The 18,720-nt window shown below is 48.0% G+C and carries 16 protein-coding genes; 1 reads left to right on the top strand and 15 read right to left on the bottom strand.

Going from position 1 to position 18,720, the window contains the following annotated elements; translation table 11 throughout:
• Positions 1-378: 378 nt before the first annotated feature.
• The 5 genes from deoD to BMY78_RS11465 all read right to left on the bottom strand — a co-directional run bounded on the left by deoD (position 379) and on the right by BMY78_RS11465 (position 5,745).
• On the bottom strand, positions 379-1,086 hold the full coding sequence (gene deoD, locus BMY78_RS11485; protein WP_090898275.1) for a purine-nucleoside phosphorylase: 708 nt from the start codon (positions 1,084-1,086) through the stop codon (positions 379-381).
• A 146-nt stretch (positions 1,087-1,232) separates the two neighbouring features.
• A complete protein-coding gene (deoB, locus tag BMY78_RS11480; protein ID WP_090898272.1) occupies positions 1,233-2,411 on the bottom strand; it encodes a phosphopentomutase in 1,179 nt (392 codons plus the stop codon).
• A gap of 30 nt (positions 2,412-2,441) precedes the next feature.
• On the bottom strand, positions 2,442-3,632 hold the full coding sequence (locus BMY78_RS11475) for a NupC/NupG family nucleoside CNT transporter (RefSeq protein WP_090898269.1): 1,191 nt from the start codon (positions 3,630-3,632) through the stop codon (positions 2,442-2,444).
• Between the two features lie 271 nt (positions 3,633-3,903).
• Positions 3,904-4,554, bottom strand: coding sequence for a deoxyribose-phosphate aldolase (gene deoC / locus BMY78_RS11470; protein WP_063563980.1), 651 nt, complete (start codon positions 4,552-4,554; stop codon positions 3,904-3,906).
• Between the two features lie 252 nt (positions 4,555-4,806).
• A complete protein-coding gene (locus tag BMY78_RS11465; RefSeq protein ID WP_090902335.1) occupies positions 4,807-5,745 on the bottom strand; it encodes a sugar-binding transcriptional regulator in 939 nt (312 codons plus the stop codon).
• 187 nt (positions 5,746-5,932) lie between these two features.
• On the opposite strand from BMY78_RS11465, the gene BMY78_RS11460 reads away from it, so the two are divergent.
• Positions 5,933-6,559 (top strand): FMN-dependent NADH-azoreductase, encoded by a 627-nt coding sequence (locus BMY78_RS11460; protein ID WP_090898265.1) that lies wholly within the window; start codon positions 5,933-5,935, stop codon positions 6,557-6,559.
• Positions 6,560-6,670: 111 nt separating this feature from the next.
• On the opposite strand, the gene BMY78_RS11455 is transcribed toward BMY78_RS11460, so the two are convergent.
• The 10 genes from BMY78_RS11455 to BMY78_RS11410 form a co-directional block, all read right to left on the bottom strand.
• Positions 6,671-7,021 (bottom strand): hypothetical protein, encoded by a 351-nt coding sequence (locus tag BMY78_RS11455; RefSeq protein WP_090898262.1) that lies wholly within the window; start codon positions 7,019-7,021, stop codon positions 6,671-6,673.
• A 165-nt stretch (positions 7,022-7,186) separates the two neighbouring features.
• Entirely contained in the window at positions 7,187-8,383 is a 1,197-nt protein-coding gene (locus BMY78_RS11450; RefSeq protein WP_090902333.1) for an MFS transporter, read from the bottom strand.
• 78 nt (positions 8,384-8,461) lie between these two features.
• Positions 8,462-9,679 carry a M24 family metallopeptidase gene (locus BMY78_RS11445; RefSeq protein ID WP_090898259.1) on the bottom strand — a complete coding sequence of 406 codons (1,218 nt, stop codon included), beginning with the start codon at positions 9,677-9,679 and terminating at the stop codon, positions 8,462-8,464.
• Entirely contained in the window at positions 9,676-10,515 is an 840-nt protein-coding gene (locus BMY78_RS11440) for an ABC transporter permease (RefSeq protein WP_090898256.1), read from the bottom strand. The genes BMY78_RS11445 and BMY78_RS11440 overlap by 4 nt, the downstream gene beginning before the upstream one ends.
• Entirely contained in the window at positions 10,508-11,425 is a 918-nt protein-coding gene (locus tag BMY78_RS11435; RefSeq protein ID WP_090898253.1) for an ABC transporter permease, read from the bottom strand. The genes BMY78_RS11440 and BMY78_RS11435 overlap by 8 nt, the downstream gene beginning before the upstream one ends.
• Entirely contained in the window at positions 11,422-12,555 is a 1,134-nt protein-coding gene (locus BMY78_RS11430; RefSeq protein WP_090898250.1) for an ABC transporter ATP-binding protein, read from the bottom strand. Before BMY78_RS11430 ends, BMY78_RS11435 begins: the two co-directional genes overlap by 4 nt.
• A gap of 70 nt (positions 12,556-12,625) precedes the next feature.
• Positions 12,626-13,756 (bottom strand): ABC transporter substrate-binding protein, encoded by a 1,131-nt coding sequence (locus BMY78_RS11425; RefSeq protein ID WP_090898247.1) that lies wholly within the window; start codon positions 13,754-13,756, stop codon positions 12,626-12,628.
• 74 nt (positions 13,757-13,830) lie between these two features.
• Positions 13,831-15,804, bottom strand: coding sequence for a hydantoinase B/oxoprolinase family protein (locus tag BMY78_RS11420; protein ID WP_090898244.1), 1,974 nt, complete (start codon positions 15,802-15,804; stop codon positions 13,831-13,833).
• Positions 15,801-17,837 carry a hydantoinase/oxoprolinase family protein gene (locus BMY78_RS11415; protein ID WP_256222209.1) on the bottom strand — a complete coding sequence of 679 codons (2,037 nt, stop codon included), beginning with the start codon at positions 17,835-17,837 and terminating at the stop codon, positions 15,801-15,803. The genes BMY78_RS11420 and BMY78_RS11415 overlap by 4 nt, the downstream gene beginning before the upstream one ends.
• Before the next feature lie 25 nt (positions 17,838-17,862).
• Positions 17,863-18,615: a FadR/GntR family transcriptional regulator gene (locus BMY78_RS11410; protein ID WP_090898238.1), complete on the bottom strand. Its 753-nt coding sequence runs from the start codon at positions 18,613-18,615 to the stop codon at positions 17,863-17,865.
• Between the last annotated feature and the right edge of the window lie 105 nt (positions 18,616-18,720).

Raw genomic sequence — 18,720 nt, 5'->3', positions numbered from 1 at the left:
TCTTTGAATAACCTTCGATAAGGTTGAAATTCAGAGACAAAGGCGTACGCTTCGCTTCTTCAGAATCGATTCCGGGTCCTTCACTACGTGCTTCAAACAAAAGTTTCGATCAAAATCAATTGATTATTGAATATAATATGCAACAATATCATGTTGTCATCTTATAGAACACTTTGTTGTTAACCCGTTCCGGCTCCGGATCGTTCTTTTGATCGCTGTTGTCTCCAAATATTCTTTGAATAACCTTTGATAAGGTTGAAATTCGGAGACAAAGGCGTACGCTTCGCTTCTTCAGAATCGATTCCGGGTCCTTCACTACGTGTTTCAAACAAAAGTTTCGATCAAAATCAATTGACTTTTGAATATAGAATGCAACAATTACAGCGTAATTGCTGTTTCCAGTGCTACGACCATCATGTCGTTGAACGTTTTTTGGCGCTCTTCGGCGGAAGTCTCTTCGCCTGTCAGCAAGTGGTCACTTACAGTCAGGATCGTGAGTGCGTTTACGCCAAATTTGGCTGCGAGTGTGTACAGCGCGGTTGTTTCCATCTCCACGCCCAGTACGCCGTGCTGCATCAATTTTTCAGTCACTGAACGGTCGTCACGATAGAAAGAATCGGAGCTGAATACGTTACCGACGTGAATTTTCATGCCTTTGGCCGTTGCGCGGTCATAGGCTTCTTTCAGCAGGGAGAAAGTCGCAATCGGGGAGAAATCATATCCACCAAATACGAGCTTGTTCATGCTGGAATCGGTACATGAAGCTTGAGCAAGGATAACATCACGAACACGAACGTGTTCTTGCATACCTCCGCAAGTTCCTACACGAATCAGGTTTTTCACACCGTATTCGCTGATCAGTTCATTTGCATAGATGCTGAAAGATGGAATCCCCATGCCCGAGCCTTGAACCGAGATACGGTGTCCTTGATATGTACCCGTAAATCCGAGCATTCCGCGAACTTCGTTGTAACAAACAACATCTTCAAGGTACGTATCTGCAATAAATTTTGCACGCAATGGATCTCCTGGCAAAAGGATTGTTTCTGCGATCTCTCCGGGTTTAGCTCCAATATGTGTACTCATAATTAAATCTCCTCCAGTTATCCATATGATTGAATGAAGGGCAGGAACCGGAGCAGCCGAAGCTGCCCCATAGGTTATCCTGTCCGAAGTTATGTTTCAAGAAAATAACAGCTTTCCCCATGTTCAGTTGAAGATAAAAATGTTGACTATTTCAAATCCTTCAGGAAGCTTGTACCATATTCCGGCAGTTTCACGCCGAAGTTCTCAGCTACTGTTGCACCCACATCCGCAAACGTGCTGCGCAGTTCAAGCTTTTTACCCTCGCTGAAGCGTGGGGAGTACACAAGCAGTGGCACATACTCACGTGTATGGTCCGTGCCACGGTAGGTTGGGTCATTACCATGGTCAGCTGTGATGAGCAGCAGATCGTCGTCCGTCATTTTGCTGAAGATTTCCGGCAGACGAGCATCATACTCTTCAAGCGCCTGAGCGTAGCCTTGTGGATCACGACGGTGACCGAACAGGGCATCGAAGTCAACCAGGTTCAGGAAGCTGAGTCCAGTGAACTCCTCATCCATCGTTTCGGACAGCTTGTCCATGCCGTCCATGTTGGAGACGGTACGTACAGACTTGGTTACCCCTTCGCCATCGTAGATATCTGCGATTTTACCCAAAGCAATCACATCAAATCCACCATCTTTAAGTTCATTCATCACGGTACGGCCAAAAGGTTTGAGCGCGTAGTCATGACGGTTAGCTGTACGCTTGAAGTTACCCACTTCGCCTACAAACGGACGGGCAATAATGCGGCCCAGCATGTAAGGATCGTCGAGAGTAATCTCGCGGCAAAACTCACAGATTTCATACAGTTCTTTCAGTGGAACAACATCCTCATGGGCTGCAATTTGCAGAACCGAATCTGCGGAAGTGTATATAATCAGGGCTCCTGTTTTCACATGCTCTTCGCCCAATTCATCAATGATTTCCGTGCCGCTGGCCGGTTTGTTCCCGATCACTTTACGGCCTGTTTTTTCCTCAATGCGTTGAATCAACTCATCTGGGAACCCGTCTGCGAACACACGGAATGGCGTATCAATGTACAGGCCCATCAGTTCCCAGTGACCCGTCATGGTGTCTTTGCCTCTGGATGCTTCCTGCATCTTGGTGTAAAAAGCTTTTGGCGCGTCCGCTACAGGGACACCTTCAACTTCTTTAATATTGGACAGTCCAAGACTGGCCATATGCGGCATGTTCAGACCTCCGCGTTCACGTGCAATGTGACCAAAGGTGTCGACGTCGAAATCATCGAATTCCGCTGCATCCGGCGCTTCACCAATTCCCACTGAATCCATAACGATCAGATGTACTCTTTTGAATGTTGACATAACTTAAGCACTCCTTCCAATAATCCGGCTTTACAAGAACAGTCCGGCGATGATCGCAGACAGCACGCTGACAAGCGATGCACCGTAAAGCAGTTTCAGACCGAAGCGGGCCACCACATTACCTTGTTTCTCATGAAGTCCCTTCACCGCCCCCGCAATAATACCGATCGAGGAGAAGTTGGCGAACGATACGAGGAAGACAGATACGATCCCTGTTGTTCTGGCAGACAATGTAGTCTGTTTGGTCAGATCAAGCATGGCAACGAATTCGTTGGATACCATTTTGGTAGCCATAATACTTCCCGCTTGAATCGCTTCTTTCCATGGAACACCCATAATGAAGGCAAATGGTGCAAACACATAACCAAGCAGTTCCTGGAACGAAATGCCGAGCACTGCACTGAAGATCCCGTTAACGAGTGCGATCAAAGCAACAAAACCGATTAACATTGCAGCTACGACGATCGCAACTTTGAAACCATCCATAATGTACTCGCCCAGCATTTCGAAGAAGGATTGTTTTTCCTCTTCCTGTACTTCCAATATATCTTCTTCCGGGGAAACCTCATAAGGATTCACGATGGAAGCAATGATAAAACCGCCAAACAGGTTCAGCACAAGCGCCGTAACCACATATTTCGGATCAATCATGGACATATAGGCACCGACAATCGACATCGATACCGTGGACATCGCCGAGGCACACAAGGTGTACAGCCGATGTTTAGGCAGCAACCCAATTTGTTTTTTTACAGAAATGAACACTTCAGATTGCCCCAATACAGCCGAAGCAACCGCGTTATATGATTCCAGTTTGCCCATTCCGTTGACTTTGCTTAATACCAGACCAATATATTTTATAACAAAAGGCAAGATTCGGATATACTGCAATATCCCAATGAGCGCTGAGATGACGACGATCGGCATCAATACACTGAGGAAGAACGGGGCGCCCCCACTGTCTGCACCAACGGTAGTCAAGCCACCGAATACAAATGAGATACCGTCATTCGCATAGCCAAGCAAACTTTCAAATACGGTCGCGAAACCGCCAATCAAAAATGTACCTACTTCTGTGTTCAACAAAGCGTATCCCAATATAAGTTGAAGAACAATCATGATGATTAGTGGACGATATCGGATCTTCTTCTTACCGTTGCTGACCAGATAGGCTAGTCCAAATACAACAAGTATACCAAGAAGGGCAATTAGGAATTTCATTCTATCTCTCCTTTGAAGGTAGTTAAGCCGGATGTTCATTCAGCTCAAAGGTTTCCCATTTATGTGATGAATTAACCTTTCAGAAAACGGTTGAAGCGCTTACAATAAATTCGGTTTTTATGATCCTGTTTTAATTAAAATATAGAAAATTGGGATCAGCTTTAAAACTTGTTCTCCACATCCATCGAGAGATATGAAGAACAAGTTAAACCCTTTTAAAGCATCCAACCATTCCATCTAGCGAAATTTATCGAGCGAAGTTACTCACGAATTAATAATTAGATGTAGATTGTTCGCCTTGCATGATTTTCACACCAGAGCTGGCACCAATCCGAGTTGCTCCTGCATCGATCATTTTTTGCATATCTTCCAGACTACGCACGCCTCCGGAAGCTTTAACACCTACATCCGGACCTACGGTACGGCGCATCAAAGCGATATCTTCTGGTGTTGCTCCACCCGTAGAGAAACCAGTTGATGTTTTGACAAAATCAGCTCCAGCTTTTACTGCTGCCTGACATGCACGTACTTTCTCTTCATCCGTCAACAGACAAGTTTCAATAATGACTTTCACCAAAGCTTTACCCGCTGCGGCTTCAACAACTGCACGGATATCTTGTTCAACAACGTCATCTTTACCGTCTTTCAGAGCGCTAATGTTGATGACCATATCCACCTCAGTAGCACCTTTAGCGATGGCGTCTTTGGTTTCGAATGCTTTGGTCTCGGAAGTGGAAGCTCCCAAAGGGAAACCAATCACGGTACAAATATCTACGCCAGTCCCTTGAAGCTGTTCAGCAGCATAAGCAACCCAGCCCGGGTTAACACATACAGAAGCAAATTGATATTGTTTCGCTTCTTCGGTCAATTTGGCCATTTCACTTTGTGTTGCATCTGCACGAAGCAAGGTATGATCGATCATTTTGGCTAATTGTGGTGTAGTCAATTAAATCTCCCCTTATCTGAACTAGTTATTTTCTATATCCCTACCCTAACATGAACATATGTAAAAATCAATATGAACTTTTGTTCAATCTTGAGATTTAAACACATTCCATAGAAACTTCATTAAACATGTGACTTCGCTCACTGGGATGAATCGTATAATATAGCTTCTGCCTAAGAAAGCAAAACATCCGCCCATGTCGCGTGGCAGATGTTGTCATCCATTGAATTATAATCGGAGCAAAGCCTGGGCTGTGTATTGGTCTGTTACCAAAATGTTGGCGTAATGACCTTTGAGCGCAGCATGAATCGCTTCTATTTTACGTTTGCCCCCGGCCACGAGAATCGATTTTTCCTTATTTCGCAGCTCGGCCAGATCAATTCCGACGGTTCTGTTGTTAATTTCTTCACTGATCAATCGGCCCTCGGCATCAAAAAAACGTGAACAAATGTCACCCGCACCTGAATGCATCAGCAATTGCTGTTCTTCTTCATTAAAGTACCCCAGTCTGAACAAAAGTGCATCTTCCTTCACTGTACCTACGGTAAACATGGCAATGTTCGCCTGTCGGCCAAGCTCCACAATCCGGCCAATATGTCGGTCAGCTTCCACCATTTTTTTGACTTCAATGTTGTCGAAGATCACAGGCAAAGGCAAATATCGAGGAACTGTATGGAAAGCTTCCGCAAATAAATGAACAATTTCTGCTGCATACGTATTCACATGGGAATGGCTTACGCCTCCCTTAAGTTGAACCACTTCTACGCCTTTGACCTGCTTGGGACGAAGCTGACGGGCTACGGCGTTCATCGTTGTCCCCCAGGTTACGCCAATAATGTCCGCATCCTGCACCGTATCATGTAAGTAATCTGCTGCTCTTTTGCTAATATGCTTCAAAATTTCTTCATCACTCTTCAACGGGGCAAAACATACAAGCGCAGTATCCAAATTATATTTGGCCTTGAGCTCCCCTGAGATAATGTCGATATCCTCCAGCGGATCCATGATTTCAATGCGAACGTAACCGCGATCTTTCGCAAATTGAAGTAACCGAGATACCGTTGGACGTGACACGCCCAGCCTGACCGCAATATCCTGCTGGCTGTAATCCGACTGATAATACAATTTCGCTGCTTCAATGCTTAATCGTTGCTTCTCCAGATCCATTCCCATATGCGCTCATCTCACTCATTCCTATTATCGTTCGAATTCACCGTACACCATTGTATTATACATGATTGAGTACCAGGTCACTATCCAGGTATAAAACGTTACAAACGATGCATACTACATCGGTCGCTTATTAATGTCGGCCCTTTTTGACAAAAAAACATCATAGAGAGGAAGAACCGTTATGTCTACATTATTGTATATTACTGCCCATCCTCATGATCATGAAACATCCTTCAGCATGGCTGCAGGCAAAGCGTTTGTGGATGCATATCGTGAAAGCCACCCCTCAGATGAGATTATTCATCTGGATTTGTATCGCTCAGATATTCCTCATATTGATGCAGATGTGTTCAGTGGTTGGGGTAAGCTTCAATCCGGCAGCGAATTGACTTCTGGAGAACAGGCCAAGGTCCAACGATTGAATGAAATATCCGATCAATTTGCCGCGGCTGACAAATATGTTTTTGTAACTCCGATGTGGAACTTCTCTTTTCCTCCAATTATGAAAGCTTACATCGACTCCATCTGCGTGGCTGGTAAAACGTTCCGTTATACGGAACAGGGCCCGGTCGGACTGCTGTCCAACAAAAAAGCGTTGCATATTCAGGCCCGTGGCGGCATTTATTCCGAAGGACCTGCTGCCCAAATGGAATCCGGACATCGGTATTTGAGCATTATTATGTCTTTCCTGGGTGTTCCGAAGCTTGAAGGCATATTTGTGGAAGGACATAACCAGTACAAGGAACGGGCAGACGAGATCAAACGGCAAGCCATAGAAGAGGCACGTACACTCGCCAAACAGTTTTAATCTTCATTACAAAAATACAGCAACAACACAAAACCCGCATGACAACCCCTGAATTATTAATTCCATAGGGCGGCATGCGGGTTTTATTTTTTTATGTTAAACAATAGAGCTTTATTGATGTCCAGCGCTGGCACGGCTCATCGTTTCAAGTTTACGAGTAATGGCATGGCGGTCTACTTTCAGTCCCCAAATGGCTTCAATAATCTGTTCTTTTTCTTCGGGACCATCGGCATTTTTCAGTTGCAGTAACAGATCGTGCATCTGTTCGTTAATATCTTCAAATTGACTCCAAAGATCCTGTCTGACCTCGGTTGAATCCAGATGACGATTAGCATCCACTTCTTCTTGCAGTGCTTGCAGAATGGCCTCTTTCCACTCCACATCACCCAGCTGTTTCGCTATGTTCAGGAGATCCAGATAATCGTCAACAAGAAGTGAGTTCAATTCAGCATGTGTTTTCATCGTTTATTGCATCCCCTTTGCATCTATTTACCCAGTATTATACTCGGTATTTCGGGATATGCAAGACTTGTCGAAAAAAGTTAGTTATTTTATCAGGGACTATTGGATGATTATGGGCCAAAATGAGTGCTTTATTAACAAACTTTTGATCTATGTTTCATTTTGTTAAAAATTAAGCTTGCTATGTTCCTGTACCCTTTCTACAAGCAACCGACACAGAATAAAGCCGATTACCACATACACACCAATCATGCCCACAATGCCAATCCAACCCAGATGGTTGTAAAGTAGTCCCCCTCCAGTTCCACTGACACTTGATCCCACGTAGTAGAAAAACAAATACAAGGCATTGGCCTGGGATTTGTGCTGATCCGCCACGAGACCAACCCAGCTGCTTGCGATGGAATGTCCGCCAAAGAAACCAAAGGCAAACAGGGCAAGTCCAATGATTTTGACCCACAGCTCATGGTGAATGGTACAAACTGCACCGGCCAGTATAATACCCAGCGCGATTCCAAGGACATTGGATCTTCCATACCGATCTGCAAGCCTACCCATCCAGGTGCTGCTCAACGTACCCATAAGGTACACAACAAAAAGGCTGCCGACAACGGACTGGCTTAAATCGTAAGGTTCTCCTGTCAATTCAAATCCGATGTAGTTGAACAACGTCACGAAGCCCCCCATCAGAAGAAAGCCCAGTCCATATAGGCATAGTAGCCTTGGATTCCGACACTGTGACCACAAAAGCGGAATGATTTTTTTGAATCCAGGAGTCGCTTTGACAAAATGGCGGGATGGCGGGATAACAAGCCAGAAGATAACGGCCGCACATAGGCCAAGAATACCGATAAAACCAATTGCAGCACGCCAACTGAGCCAGTCAGTGATCACGCCGCTGATAAAACGACCAGCCATACCTCCAATCGAATTTCCGCTGATATAGAGGCCCATAGCATATCCTAGACTGCCAGGCTCAATCTCTTCGGAAAGATATGTCATAGCTGTCGCGGGCAGTCCGGCAAGTGCAATTCCCTGGAGAATGCGAAGCAGAAGCAGCTCGGTATATCCAGGGCTAAACGCGCTAATTATAGCAATAATAGATGAGACTATTAACGCTGCTGTCATAATAAAGCGTCTTCCCAATGAATCGGACAAGGAACCGATGAACAACATGGTCAGCGCCATGGCAATTGTTGTAACTGAGAGGGTAAGACTGGAATGTGCTGGCGAGATCGCAAATGCCTCGCTAATCTCAGGCATCAGGGGCTGGAGGGTGTATAGTAATCCAAAAGTCACAAAACCTCCGGCAAACAGCGCAAGGCTAATGTTACGAAACGTCTTAGTTCCCTGCTGAATCATGATACTCCAACTTTCTCGACAGGAATGCTCCATAATCGGCTGCTGACTGATCGCTTGGCTGAAGCCTTCCATTAATCATTATTTGATAAACAGTTTTCGCTCCATATGGGTCAAAAACTCATATCCATCCGCAGTTACAACAACCGTATCCTCAATCTGGAAGCCACCAGCGCCGAGCTCATAATAAGGTACCTCCACACACAGTACCATGCCGGGCTCCAGTATACGCTGGTCACCAGGAGAGAGGGTCATATCGTCGTACAGTTCCAAGCCAATGGCATGACCAACATGCTGACGTCGGTAATGCGGAATTCCCTCACGCTGCACGCGAGACACAGCCGCATGAAATACGTCGGAAGCCTTGACGCCAGGGCGCACGGTTTCAAGTGCCGTCTCCCATCCGCTTTTTACAGCATTAAAATGCTTTGTCATCCAGGGAGTTGGCTCTCCTGCTACAACGGTACGTCCTGTATCTCCCCAGTATCCTTCCAACTGCAAGCACAGATCAAAGCGGATCTGATCTCCTGACTCGATGGTATGAAAATAATTTTCGATGAGCGGCAGCGCACTGCGCGGACCCGCCCCTACCGCAGTCATTGCAGGTGTCCCGCCTGCTCTCATCACAGCCAGCCGATAATGGTCGGCAAGCTGCTTCTCATGAACACCGGCTGCGATCAGATCAATCAGCTCTTGCTCAATTCTCTCATTTACTTGGGCAGCCTGTCGGAGCTGCTCAATCTCGAAAGGTGTCTTAACCAAGCGGATTTGACGAAATAGCTTGTACGCGTGAACAACCGCTCCTTGAGGAGCATCCTCCTTGACCCGTGCCAAAAGTTCAGGAGCAATTCGCATCTCATCGATTCCAATCGGTTGATTCTCGATGTCGAGCTGTTTCAGTGCAGCCTTAAGCGCTTCTATAGGCCCCGGATGAATGACTGTCGTTTGTAGCAGAGAGTAGAACAGATCAATATCATCCGTAGAAGGTTTGCCTTCGATCGTACCTTCCACGAAGAAGTCACTGTAGGCAAATATATCTACTCCCGTGATACCAAATTGAGCCACAACGCCCAAACGATTCGTCGGAATGACGATGCATGGTCGAGCGGATCGATCGGCAGGCAGAATGGCGTAAATCTGCATTGTCCAATTGCTTGCGCGTAGCTGGGAGCCGATGACATAGTGAATATTTTCCGGAGTTGTTGCGATCAGGGCACTAAGCCCCTGGGCTTTCATCACGTCTTCCGCCCGGTCCCGGTTTAGACCCGAGCTATGGGATATATGATGTGAATTGTTCATAATCCAGACCTCCTTTTGTTTTTCCTGCCCCCAAACAAACTCTCAAGTCCGGGTACTGAGCGCAATACCAGCTTGATGATCATGAACAAGGCCAGTGCAAAAGCGATAAGTACGACAGATACAACCGCGATCGTTGGGTCCTGCCACTTCTCCATGTACAGGAACAGTTGTATTGGCAAGGTGTAGCTGTCCTGACGAAGCAGCAGTAATGCAGCCTCTACCTGGTCAAAAGTGAAGACAAATGCGATTGACCCTGAAAGGAGCAGAGATAGCCTAAGCTGTGGCAATGTGATTGTAAAAAAGATACGCAGTGGACCTGCTCCAAGGTCTGCAGCCGCCTCTCGGTGTGCGGGCTGCAGGTTGGCCAATGCACTGCCTACAAGCGTTAGCACGAATGGAAGCACGATGACCGCTTCACCCAAAATAAGAGCTAACAATCCACCTGCAATATGCATTTTGGAGAACAAAATTAGGTACGCAATACCGAGCGTGATTTTTGGCATAACCATTGGGGATACAAAAAAGGCTCTCAAGATGCCAGCACCCGGGAAAGGGTAATGCACGATAGCCAGCGCCACAAGTGTTCCGGTAATCAGCGCCAGCAGTACCGCTCCTGTGGAGGCGATCAAACTGTTCTTAAATGCAACCAGAAATTGAGTCTGCTCTCCCAGATTCGCATACCACTTCAGGGTAAGACCTTCCGGCGGGAATGTACTGGCCGATCCGGAACCTACCGATGTCAATAGGATCATAAGCAATGGTAATAGTAGGTAAACCGCCACGGCCCCTGCAAATATATAGAGCAGCAGCTTGGTGAACCTGTTCGATTTAACCATAAGCCTGCCCTCCCTTCCGGGAACGACGGAACATCATCATTTCCGCTCCTTTATTGACCAAAAGTGAAACGATGATGGAAGAAACGAGCAAGAATATACTTGCTACCGCAGCCATCGGCCAGTTGGTATCCAGTGTTCGCTGGTAAATAAATACCGGGAGTGTCATGACTCTGCCTCCACCAATCAGTTGAGGCGTTGTAAAGGCCGTGAGGCATAGCGTGAATACAATTTGGACCCCGCTAGCAATACCTCTCGCTGATAAAGGCAGGGTAATCGTCAGGAATGTCCGCCAGCTTCCTGCTCCCAGATCCTGAGCAGCCGCTTTCAGCGAAGCGTCACTTTGTGACAATACATTCAGGATCGGAAAGACCATGAATGGCAGAAAAATATGAACAAGTGCGACTATTACACCAGTCTCGTTATATATCATACTGAAGCCTTCATCCGTGATTCCAAGTCGTATGAATATCCAGTTCATGAAGCCCTGTTTGGATAGCAACAGCTGCCAACCATAAGATCGAACAACCGCGCTGACCAGCAGCGGAAGAAACGTAAGCAGCAGCAGCAATTGCTTCATGCCCGGTTTCTTCAGGCTGGCAATACAATAGGCTAGCGGGTATGCAAGCAGCAGGCTCCATAGTGTAACTTTGAAGGCAACGCGAAATGTGGTGCCTATCAGCTTCCAATAGTAAGGATCGGACAGAAAAGCCCGATAGGCATCCCACTCCCAGCCCCGGATGAGCTTGCCATTTTCATAGATATCAAAACTGTACCTGCCAAAAATAAGCAGACCACCTAGATACACGATGCCCATCAGGACGAGAGCAGGCAGCAGAAGCAGCAACTGGGTAATCCACCGACGGTTTTTGGATGAATACAGATTCACGATCCGATCCGCAATCCGATTCATATCCCTTCCTCCTGTACCCGATCATGCAGCAACGGTTCGGATAACAAGAGCGCGTCCTCCGGATCAAAGCCAATCCGAATCGGCTCCCCCGGGCTATAACGAGAGGCTCCCCGCTGGTGCAGTACACTGGCCTGAACCAGAAACCCCTCAGCAATCTGGATCGTGTAACGGATATTTGCCCCGCCGTATACTGCTTCTATGACACGACCATCCAGCTTGTTCAGGCAAGAGTTTGCATCCTCTCCAAGACGAATATATTCGTTGCGAATGGACAACGAGTGCTGGGCACCTACTAGGGCAACCGGGGTGCCCTCACTTGTCTTCACCAGCAGCGAATACCCGAAGCATTCAACCTGGATTCCATTCTCCTCCTGTCCAAGCACCGTTGTAGCCAGAAGGTTGGTATCGCCGATGAACTTGGCCACGAAGCTGTCTGCCGGTCTTTCATAGATTTCATCAGGTGCAGCATATTGCAGCAGCTTGCCAGCGCGCATGACACCGATCCGGTCTGACATATTCATGGCTTCATTCTGATCATGCGTTACAAAGATGAACGTACCGCCGAACTCTCGTTGTATGCGTTTCAGTTCGCGCTGCATATCCAGACGCAGCTGCATGTCCAGTGCGGAAAGTGGCTCATCGAGCAGCAAAACTTCGGGTCTGTTGATTAATGCGCGAGCAATGGCTACGCGTTGAGCCTGCCCCCCGGACAACTGGGAAACAGCTCGTCTGCCATAATCCCCGAGTTGTACCAGCTCTAACATTTCGTGTACCTGTCTCCTGATATCGGCTTTCGGTAACTTCTTCACCTTTAGCCCATAAGCGATGTTGTTGAATACGTCCATATGCGGGAATAGCGCAAGCTGTTGAAAAATCATGTTGCTGTTACGACCATAGGCCGGAATGCCGGTTACATCACGACCTCCCAGCAAAATGCTCCCCTGATCCGGTTGCTCAAGTCCGCCAAGCATCCGCAGAAGTGTTGTTTTGCCGCAGCCACTCGGACCTAACAGGGAAACGAATTCTCCCTTCTTCACCTGCAGTGATACATGGTTAACCGCGGCTCGCTCTCCGTAGGTCTTTGAGACTCCTCTTGTTTCAATGGAAACGGGTTCTTGTTCACTACTCATTTTTGTTTCCCTCCCGTCCATAACGGGTTCGAAATAGAACCCGTTATCGTGGTTTGTCTGAGACCATCATTTATTGAAGTTTGGTTTTGACGAGTCGGTCCCATAGTTCCTTCCAGGAAGAGCTGTTCTGAGCAAGAACATCCCAGTCCGGATTGATCCCGTTACTCTGTGTTTCCACGGAGAAGGAAAGATCGTCCTTGTACTTATCCGGAACGGCAGCAGTTGTGCTGGTTACCGGTGTACCTGTTGCTTCAGCGTATTGTGACAGCGCGTCTGCGCTCAGCAGCTCATTAATAATTTCGTTGGCTACACGTGTCTGCTCAGGTGTTGACCCCTTCACAACCTGAAGTGTGTACGGGAAAGAAATGGCTCCTTCGCTCGGATACGCTACAGCGAGTGGAGAACCGCCATCAATCCATGTCTGTGCAACCTGTGCACTGAAAGGAGCAATCAGAGCATCGCCCGACTCCAGGAGAGCCTTCAACTGGTCATTGGATGTAACCAATGTGCCGATCTGGTCACTGTGATCTGCCCAGAATTGGAATGCTGGCTCAGGATTCTCATACGATGCGCCAAGCTCCTGTCCTTTGACTGCAAGAAGTGGAGAAATATAGGAATAGAACATGTAGTCCCAGAGTGCGGTTTTGCCTTTGAATTCCTCGTTATCCCACAGATCGTTCCAACTTGTTGGTGGTGTTTTTACAAGGTCTTTGTTATAGACGAGAGCGAAGCTCGAAACTCCCCACACGACACCCTTATTGTCAGGCTTGTGGAACTGATCCGGGATATCCTTGATATTGGTCACGATGCTTGTATCCAGTGGCTCCCACATATCATCGTTCAAGCCTTTTGCCGTCGCATCTGCATTAAAGTAACCAAAGTTGACAACCGGATTGTTGGGATCTGCCTGCTTGCCAGCGACCATTTTCGGATACATGACTGCGTTGGATGATTCCTCAAAGGTAACCTCGACGTTTGGATGCTCTTTGACGTAATTTGCAACCACTTCTTTTGGAACGACATCCTGATTGGAGCCAGCCCAGATAAACATGGTCAGTTTAACCTTGTCTCCGCTTCCTCCGTCGGACTCTCCTGCTGTATTGCTGGAGCTGCTTGCTCCACCGCATGCAGAAAGCACCAGTGTACCGGCCAGTGTTAGTGAGGCGAGGCTGAGAAAGCGTTTCTTGTTTGATTTAAACATGCAAAATTCCCCCCATCGATTTAGTTGGTTTTATGGATGTGACAAAATTAGATCGTTTTCCTTCATGTAACTGATCACTGCAAACCTATTTTCTGACGCAACCCTTCCATAATGCCGGATATCTCATGTGGTGCTACGGAAACGGCCGCTGTTTGCTTCTCTTCCACGACTCCCATAGTCTGACGCTTCAGGTAGTCTCTGAGTGCCAGCGGAACATTCAGCAGTGCCTGATTCAGCGATACCTGCATCTCGTCAGTCCATATGGCCTCGAACTGTTTCCTTGTCCAGCCATAATCGAATTCTTCCTGCTGTCGTTCCCACTTAGCCCGCAACTGTCTGGTCTCACTCTCGTTCAGGTTCCGGCCTTCTATGACTACACCATACAGTTCAAGAGCCTTTTCGGTAGATACCAGCCCTCTTCTAACATCCTCCAGAACCAGCAATGGATCCCGATCAAATGGATCACCATAACCACCTCCACCCTGTGAAAGAAACGTCACCGTCTCTCCGGGTTGGAGCAGCAACTCATCAATTCTTCCCAGATGATGTTCACTTGCACGTCCAGCGTTGAGAATCGCTTCCCCATGGGTACCTACACCTCCGCCAAGCCTACCCCACGGATGAAACTCCATACGCTCCATATTTCTGGCGGTCATTACGGTATCTGGTGTAAGAATTTTGACACACAGGTCGATTCCGCTTCCACCACGGAAGGTTCCAGCACCAGCAGAATCAGCACGAAGGCCATAATGCTCTATGAGCACAGGCATCTCGGATTCTACTGTTTCCGCAGGAATATTTCGAAGATGACCCACTGCAAAATCCATGCCATCAATGCCGTCTTTCATCGGTCTTGCTCCTGAACCGCCACATATCGGCTGGATCACACCAACCTTTTTCTTGCCATCTGATGCATCTGTCATCGCCATCATTACGATGCATGCCTGTCCGGCTCCTGCAGCGGGGACCTTGCTGGCCTGGGCTTTGCCAAGAGCACCTGTGATGACATCCATTAGCCGAATAAAGGTAGCTGCTCGTGCGCCAACCGCTGCCATCGGCTCCGGGTTGAGAACTGAAGCCGGTGGTGCGTAATTTCGAACCATGCGAATCATGCCCGAATTCCATGGAATCGTTGGATCGAGCGTACGGAAATAACGAATGAGTGCGGGAACCAACATGTAATGCCCCTGTTGATTGTGTGTAGGAATATTGAACGAAGCTCTGACCTGAGGGTCGGTTCCGCTAAAGTCCAGATGAATATCACTGCCCGCAATTGTCATTTTGCAGCGCAATCGGATGGGATAACCGCCAGGGCCTTTCTCAAGATAGTCCCAGAACTCATACGAACCATCCGGGATCTCCTGTACGATGGCGCGTGCCTTCAACTCAGCGTATTCCAGCAAATGCTCAATACCCTGCTGAATTCGCTCTACACCGTAGCGGCCGATAAGCTCTTCTAGTCGCTGCTCCCCCCGATTCAAGGCTGCCATCAGTGCCTTGAGATCACCGAGGTTTTGCTCCGGAATGCGGCTATTGTCCAGAAACATACGAAGTATTTGCTCATTAAGAACGCCTGCTTCATACAGCTTGACTGGAGCAATACGAATGCCTTCCATATGAATATCGTAGGCGCTTGGAGATACGCTCCCCGGTACCTTACCTCCTACATCGGATGAATGAACGAAGCACATGCCATATGCGATGATTTCCCCTTTGTGAAAATAGGGCTTGATCAGATGAACATCCGGTAGATGTGTCACCATGCCTTTGGTGGAATAAGGATCATTGCAGATGACCAGATCGCCTTCTTTCCAATCTGAAATACTATTTATCGTCGCCGCTGCGGGGATGCCAAGAGACAGATTGTAACCCGTCTCCAATGGCGACCCAAACGTTTCCCCGGATGGTGACAAGAGGTAGGTTCCAAAATCGCCCGTTTCTTTAACAAAAGCGGTGAATCCCGTGCGCAGCACGACATTGGCCATTTCCTCCACCGCAGCTTGAATCCGGTTGTTGAAAATTTCAAGAAAAACCTTGTCGCCAATCATTGCTCCACCTCCCCAATCACATTCCCGTAACCATCCCGATATACCGTAAAGCCAGGCGGGATGAAAATGGTTGTATCATATTCCTCCACAATTATGGGCCCGTGAATGGGCATATCCAGTGGGATCTGTCCCCTCTTTAGAACTTTTGCTGTTCGCTGTTCTTGGTCAAAAGTGATAATCCGTTCTTCTGCTTCACTCTCATCGAAAGGTAACTCTGCCGGAGATGCTGTGCTTTGGGTGGGCAGAATGCCAACAATGGTCGCTCTCAGACTGACGAACATCACATCAGCTTCCGGCTGGCTGATGCCAAACACATTTTGGTAGTACATATCGAAATTGTTCCTTGCTTTCTCAGGATCGGCGATTTCTTCGGATGTGAGCGCAACCTCCAAATCAAAGGCCTGACCTTCATAACGCATGTCAGCGCTATATAAGCAATAGATATGTTCCAGTTTCACTCCGCCGCGTGCTTCCTCCTCAACCCAACTACGCCCCTGATCCTCCAGTCTGGTGTATAGATTCGATAACTCGCCAGGCTCAAGCGTCTGACTGCTTTTGTGCAAGGTATGAACGAAATCATTGCGAAGGTTGGCAACCGTACAGCCCATGGCACAAAGTGTTCCTGGAGATGGTGGGATCAGCACTCGGCGAATGCCCACTTCACGCGCCATGAGAAAAGCATGCATCGGCCCAGCTCCACCATAGGCGAGCAGCGTAAAGTCACGGGGATCAACACCCTTGCGTGCCATGAGCGGCGAGAACTGGGCATACATATTGGCGGTGGCCACATCAAGAATGGCCTGTGCAGTTTGCGTGGGACTTAGTCCAAGTCGTTCGCCAAGATTGCCAAGAGCACGTTCTGCAAGCTCGGGGTAGAGACGCATCTGTCCGCCAAGGAATCGATCAGCCTGCAAAATGCCCATTTGCAAATAAGCATCCGTTGTTGTTGGCTCTTCTCCCCCACGATGATAGGAGGCTGGACCCGGATTGGCTCCTGCGCTTTGTGGTCCTACCTTGAGTACACCTACGGAATCGAGCCAGGCAATGGAGCCCCCACCCGCTCCAATCGCGGTTACATCCACAGCGGGAATGATGACTGGAAAATCCCCAACCTTATTCTCGGTAGAATAGGCAGGCTCTTTATCGATGAGGGCAACATCAACGCTTGTCCCGCCCATGTCGAACGTGATGACTTGATGAATGCCGGCCTGCTCGGCAATATGGGTTGCGGCGATTACGCCGGAAGCAGGTCCGGACAGAAGAGTACGTACAGGCTCTTTGGCCGCTCTGGCCGCCGTCATGATTCCACCATTGGACATCGTGGACAGCAAATTGGCTTTCAGACCGTAAGCGCCAATTCCTTCTTGCAGACGAAGAAAGTATGATCCCATACGTTCTCCGACATATGCATTCATGGCCGTGGCGAGTGTGCGTTCGAATTCACGCTGCTGCGGCCAAATGGCACTGCTTCTGCAGAGAAACAGGTGCGGATGACGTTCCCTGATTAACTCTTCCGCGAGCTGCTCATGATCAGGATTGACATAAGCGTGCAAGAAACTGATCGCCAAGGCTGTAACCCCCTCTTCCACCAGCTCGTCTACCGCTTGAAGCAGTTGCTCCTGATCCAGTGGTTGAAGTATGCTACCGCTCGCAAGCGCTCGCTCATCCACTTCCTTAACGAGATGTCTCGGAACAAGCGCATCGGTCTTGTCACCATACAGATTGGTAGTATCCTCGAGTCGCAGCCTCCGAATCTCGAGAATATCTCGGAACCCTTTGGTGACCAACAGACCTGTAACTGCGCCGTTACGCTCAATTAGGGTGTTAACACCAAGCGTTGTTCCGTGTACAAACAAATCGATCTCATGAAGATCGATTCCGCTTTCCTTGAGCTGATCAAGTGCATTAAAGATCGCCTGTTCCGGAGCTGCTGCAATCGATGGCGTCTTTAGTGCCGCAATCACCCTGCCATGATTGTCCATAATCAGGGCATCCGTGAATGTGCCTCCGATATCTATCCCTAATCGATACATTGTTCTCACAAGCTCAACTCCTTTATCACCGGGTCTCATCCGAAGTTATATTAAGGTTCTGCATGGCAAAATATCGTTTGACATCCTCAATCATCTGGTTAATATGATTCACCATGGCCGCTTCAGCCTGTTCCGGGGAGCCCGCTGCTACAGCCTCCAGAATCCGCTGATGGTCCACAACCAGTTCGCTTCCTACTCTTTGCCTAATATAAGCTGTTTCCAGGAAATCACGGCTTGTCTCCCAGACCAGTTCAACGGCATGCAGCAAAATCTGGTTTTGAGCCGCATAAGCCAACAGCCTGTGAAATTCCCGGTCCTCCTCATAAGGAATAATATTCTGGGAAAGCAATTGATGCTGGGTAGCAATGGAGGCTTCCAGCAGCACTATGTATTCTTTTGAGGCTCTTTGTGCTGCCAGGGAAGCAATCTCCCGTTCCAGAGCCCTTCTGGCTACAAGGACATCGAGCAGAGCCTTTTCACCGGAATGGTTCAGCATCTGAATGAGCTGGGAATTCACACTCTTTTGCTGTAAATCCTTCTCCAGAATCTTGATTTGCTCCAGCCCCTGTTCGGTCAGAATCCTTCCCTTCCGTCCCTCCAGTATCGTGAAACCTTCAACGTCCATCTCCATAAGTCTTCTTCCGATTGTAGCCTGACTTAGACCGTACGTTTTGCCCAGGGTATGAACCAACGTGCTGGCCCCGATGGGAGCGCTCGCGTCCCGAAGCTGCTTCAGCAGTTCGTATTCCAACTCCAATTCGTTTAGTTCAGGACCCACTAAATTCACTCCTCATATATAAATATTTGTATTTCTTTTATTGTTACTCACTGATGATTAACGACAGTATACCTTCAATTGTCAATATTTTCAATAATTCTTACC

It is taken from the genome of Paenibacillus sp. OK076 (assembly GCF_900110055.1).
In the GTDB taxonomy this organism is placed as follows: Bacteria; Bacillota; Bacilli; order Paenibacillales; family Paenibacillaceae; genus Paenibacillus.
Note: the sequence above shows the minus strand (reverse complement) of the source record. Positions and strands in the feature narration are given on the sequence as shown.

Bases quoted from the DNA above. Each gene is read 5' to 3' on its own strand.
- deoB (WP_090898272.1), bottom strand. From the start codon at position 2,411: ATGTCAACATTCAAAAGAGTACATCTGATCGTTATGGATTCAGTGGGA.
- deoC (WP_063563980.1), bottom strand. From the start codon at position 4,554: ATGATCGATCATACCTTGCTTCGTGCAGATGCAACACAAAGTGAAATG.
- BMY78_RS11460 (WP_090898265.1), top strand. From the start codon at position 5,933: ATGTCTACATTATTGTATATTACTGCCCATCCTCATGATCATGAAACA.
- BMY78_RS11420 (WP_090898244.1), bottom strand. From the start codon at position 15,804: ATGATTGGCGACAAGGTTTTTCTTGAAATTTTCAACAACCGGATTCAA.
- BMY78_RS11415 (WP_256222209.1), bottom strand. From the start codon at position 17,837: ATGTATCGATTAGGGATAGATATCGGAGGCACATTCACGGATGCCCTG.
- BMY78_RS11450 (WP_090902333.1), bottom strand. From the start codon at position 8,383: ATGATTCAGCAGGGAACTAAGACGTTTCGTAACATTAGCCTTGCGCTG.
- BMY78_RS11465 (WP_090902335.1), bottom strand. From the start codon at position 5,745: ATGGATCTGGAGAAGCAACGATTAAGCATTGAAGCAGCGAAATTGTAT.
- BMY78_RS11455 (WP_090898262.1), bottom strand. From the start codon at position 7,021: ATGAAAACACATGCTGAATTGAACTCACTTCTTGTTGACGATTATCTG.
- BMY78_RS11430 (WP_090898250.1), bottom strand. From the start codon at position 12,555: ATGAGTAGTGAACAAGAACCCGTTTCCATTGAAACAAGAGGAGTCTCA.
- deoD (WP_090898275.1), bottom strand. From the start codon at position 1,086: ATGAGTACACATATTGGAGCTAAACCCGGAGAGATCGCAGAAACAATC.
- BMY78_RS11445 (WP_090898259.1), bottom strand. From the start codon at position 9,679: ATGAACAATTCACATCATATATCCCATAGCTCGGGTCTAAACCGGGAC.
- BMY78_RS11440 (WP_090898256.1), bottom strand. From the start codon at position 10,515: ATGGTTAAATCGAACAGGTTCACCAAGCTGCTGCTCTATATATTTGCA.
- BMY78_RS11435 (WP_090898253.1), bottom strand. From the start codon at position 11,425: ATGAATCGGATTGCGGATCGGATCGTGAATCTGTATTCATCCAAAAAC.
- BMY78_RS11475 (WP_090898269.1), bottom strand. From the start codon at position 3,632: ATGAAATTCCTAATTGCCCTTCTTGGTATACTTGTTGTATTTGGACTA.
- BMY78_RS11425 (WP_090898247.1), bottom strand. From the start codon at position 13,756: ATGTTTAAATCAAACAAGAAACGCTTTCTCAGCCTCGCCTCACTAACA.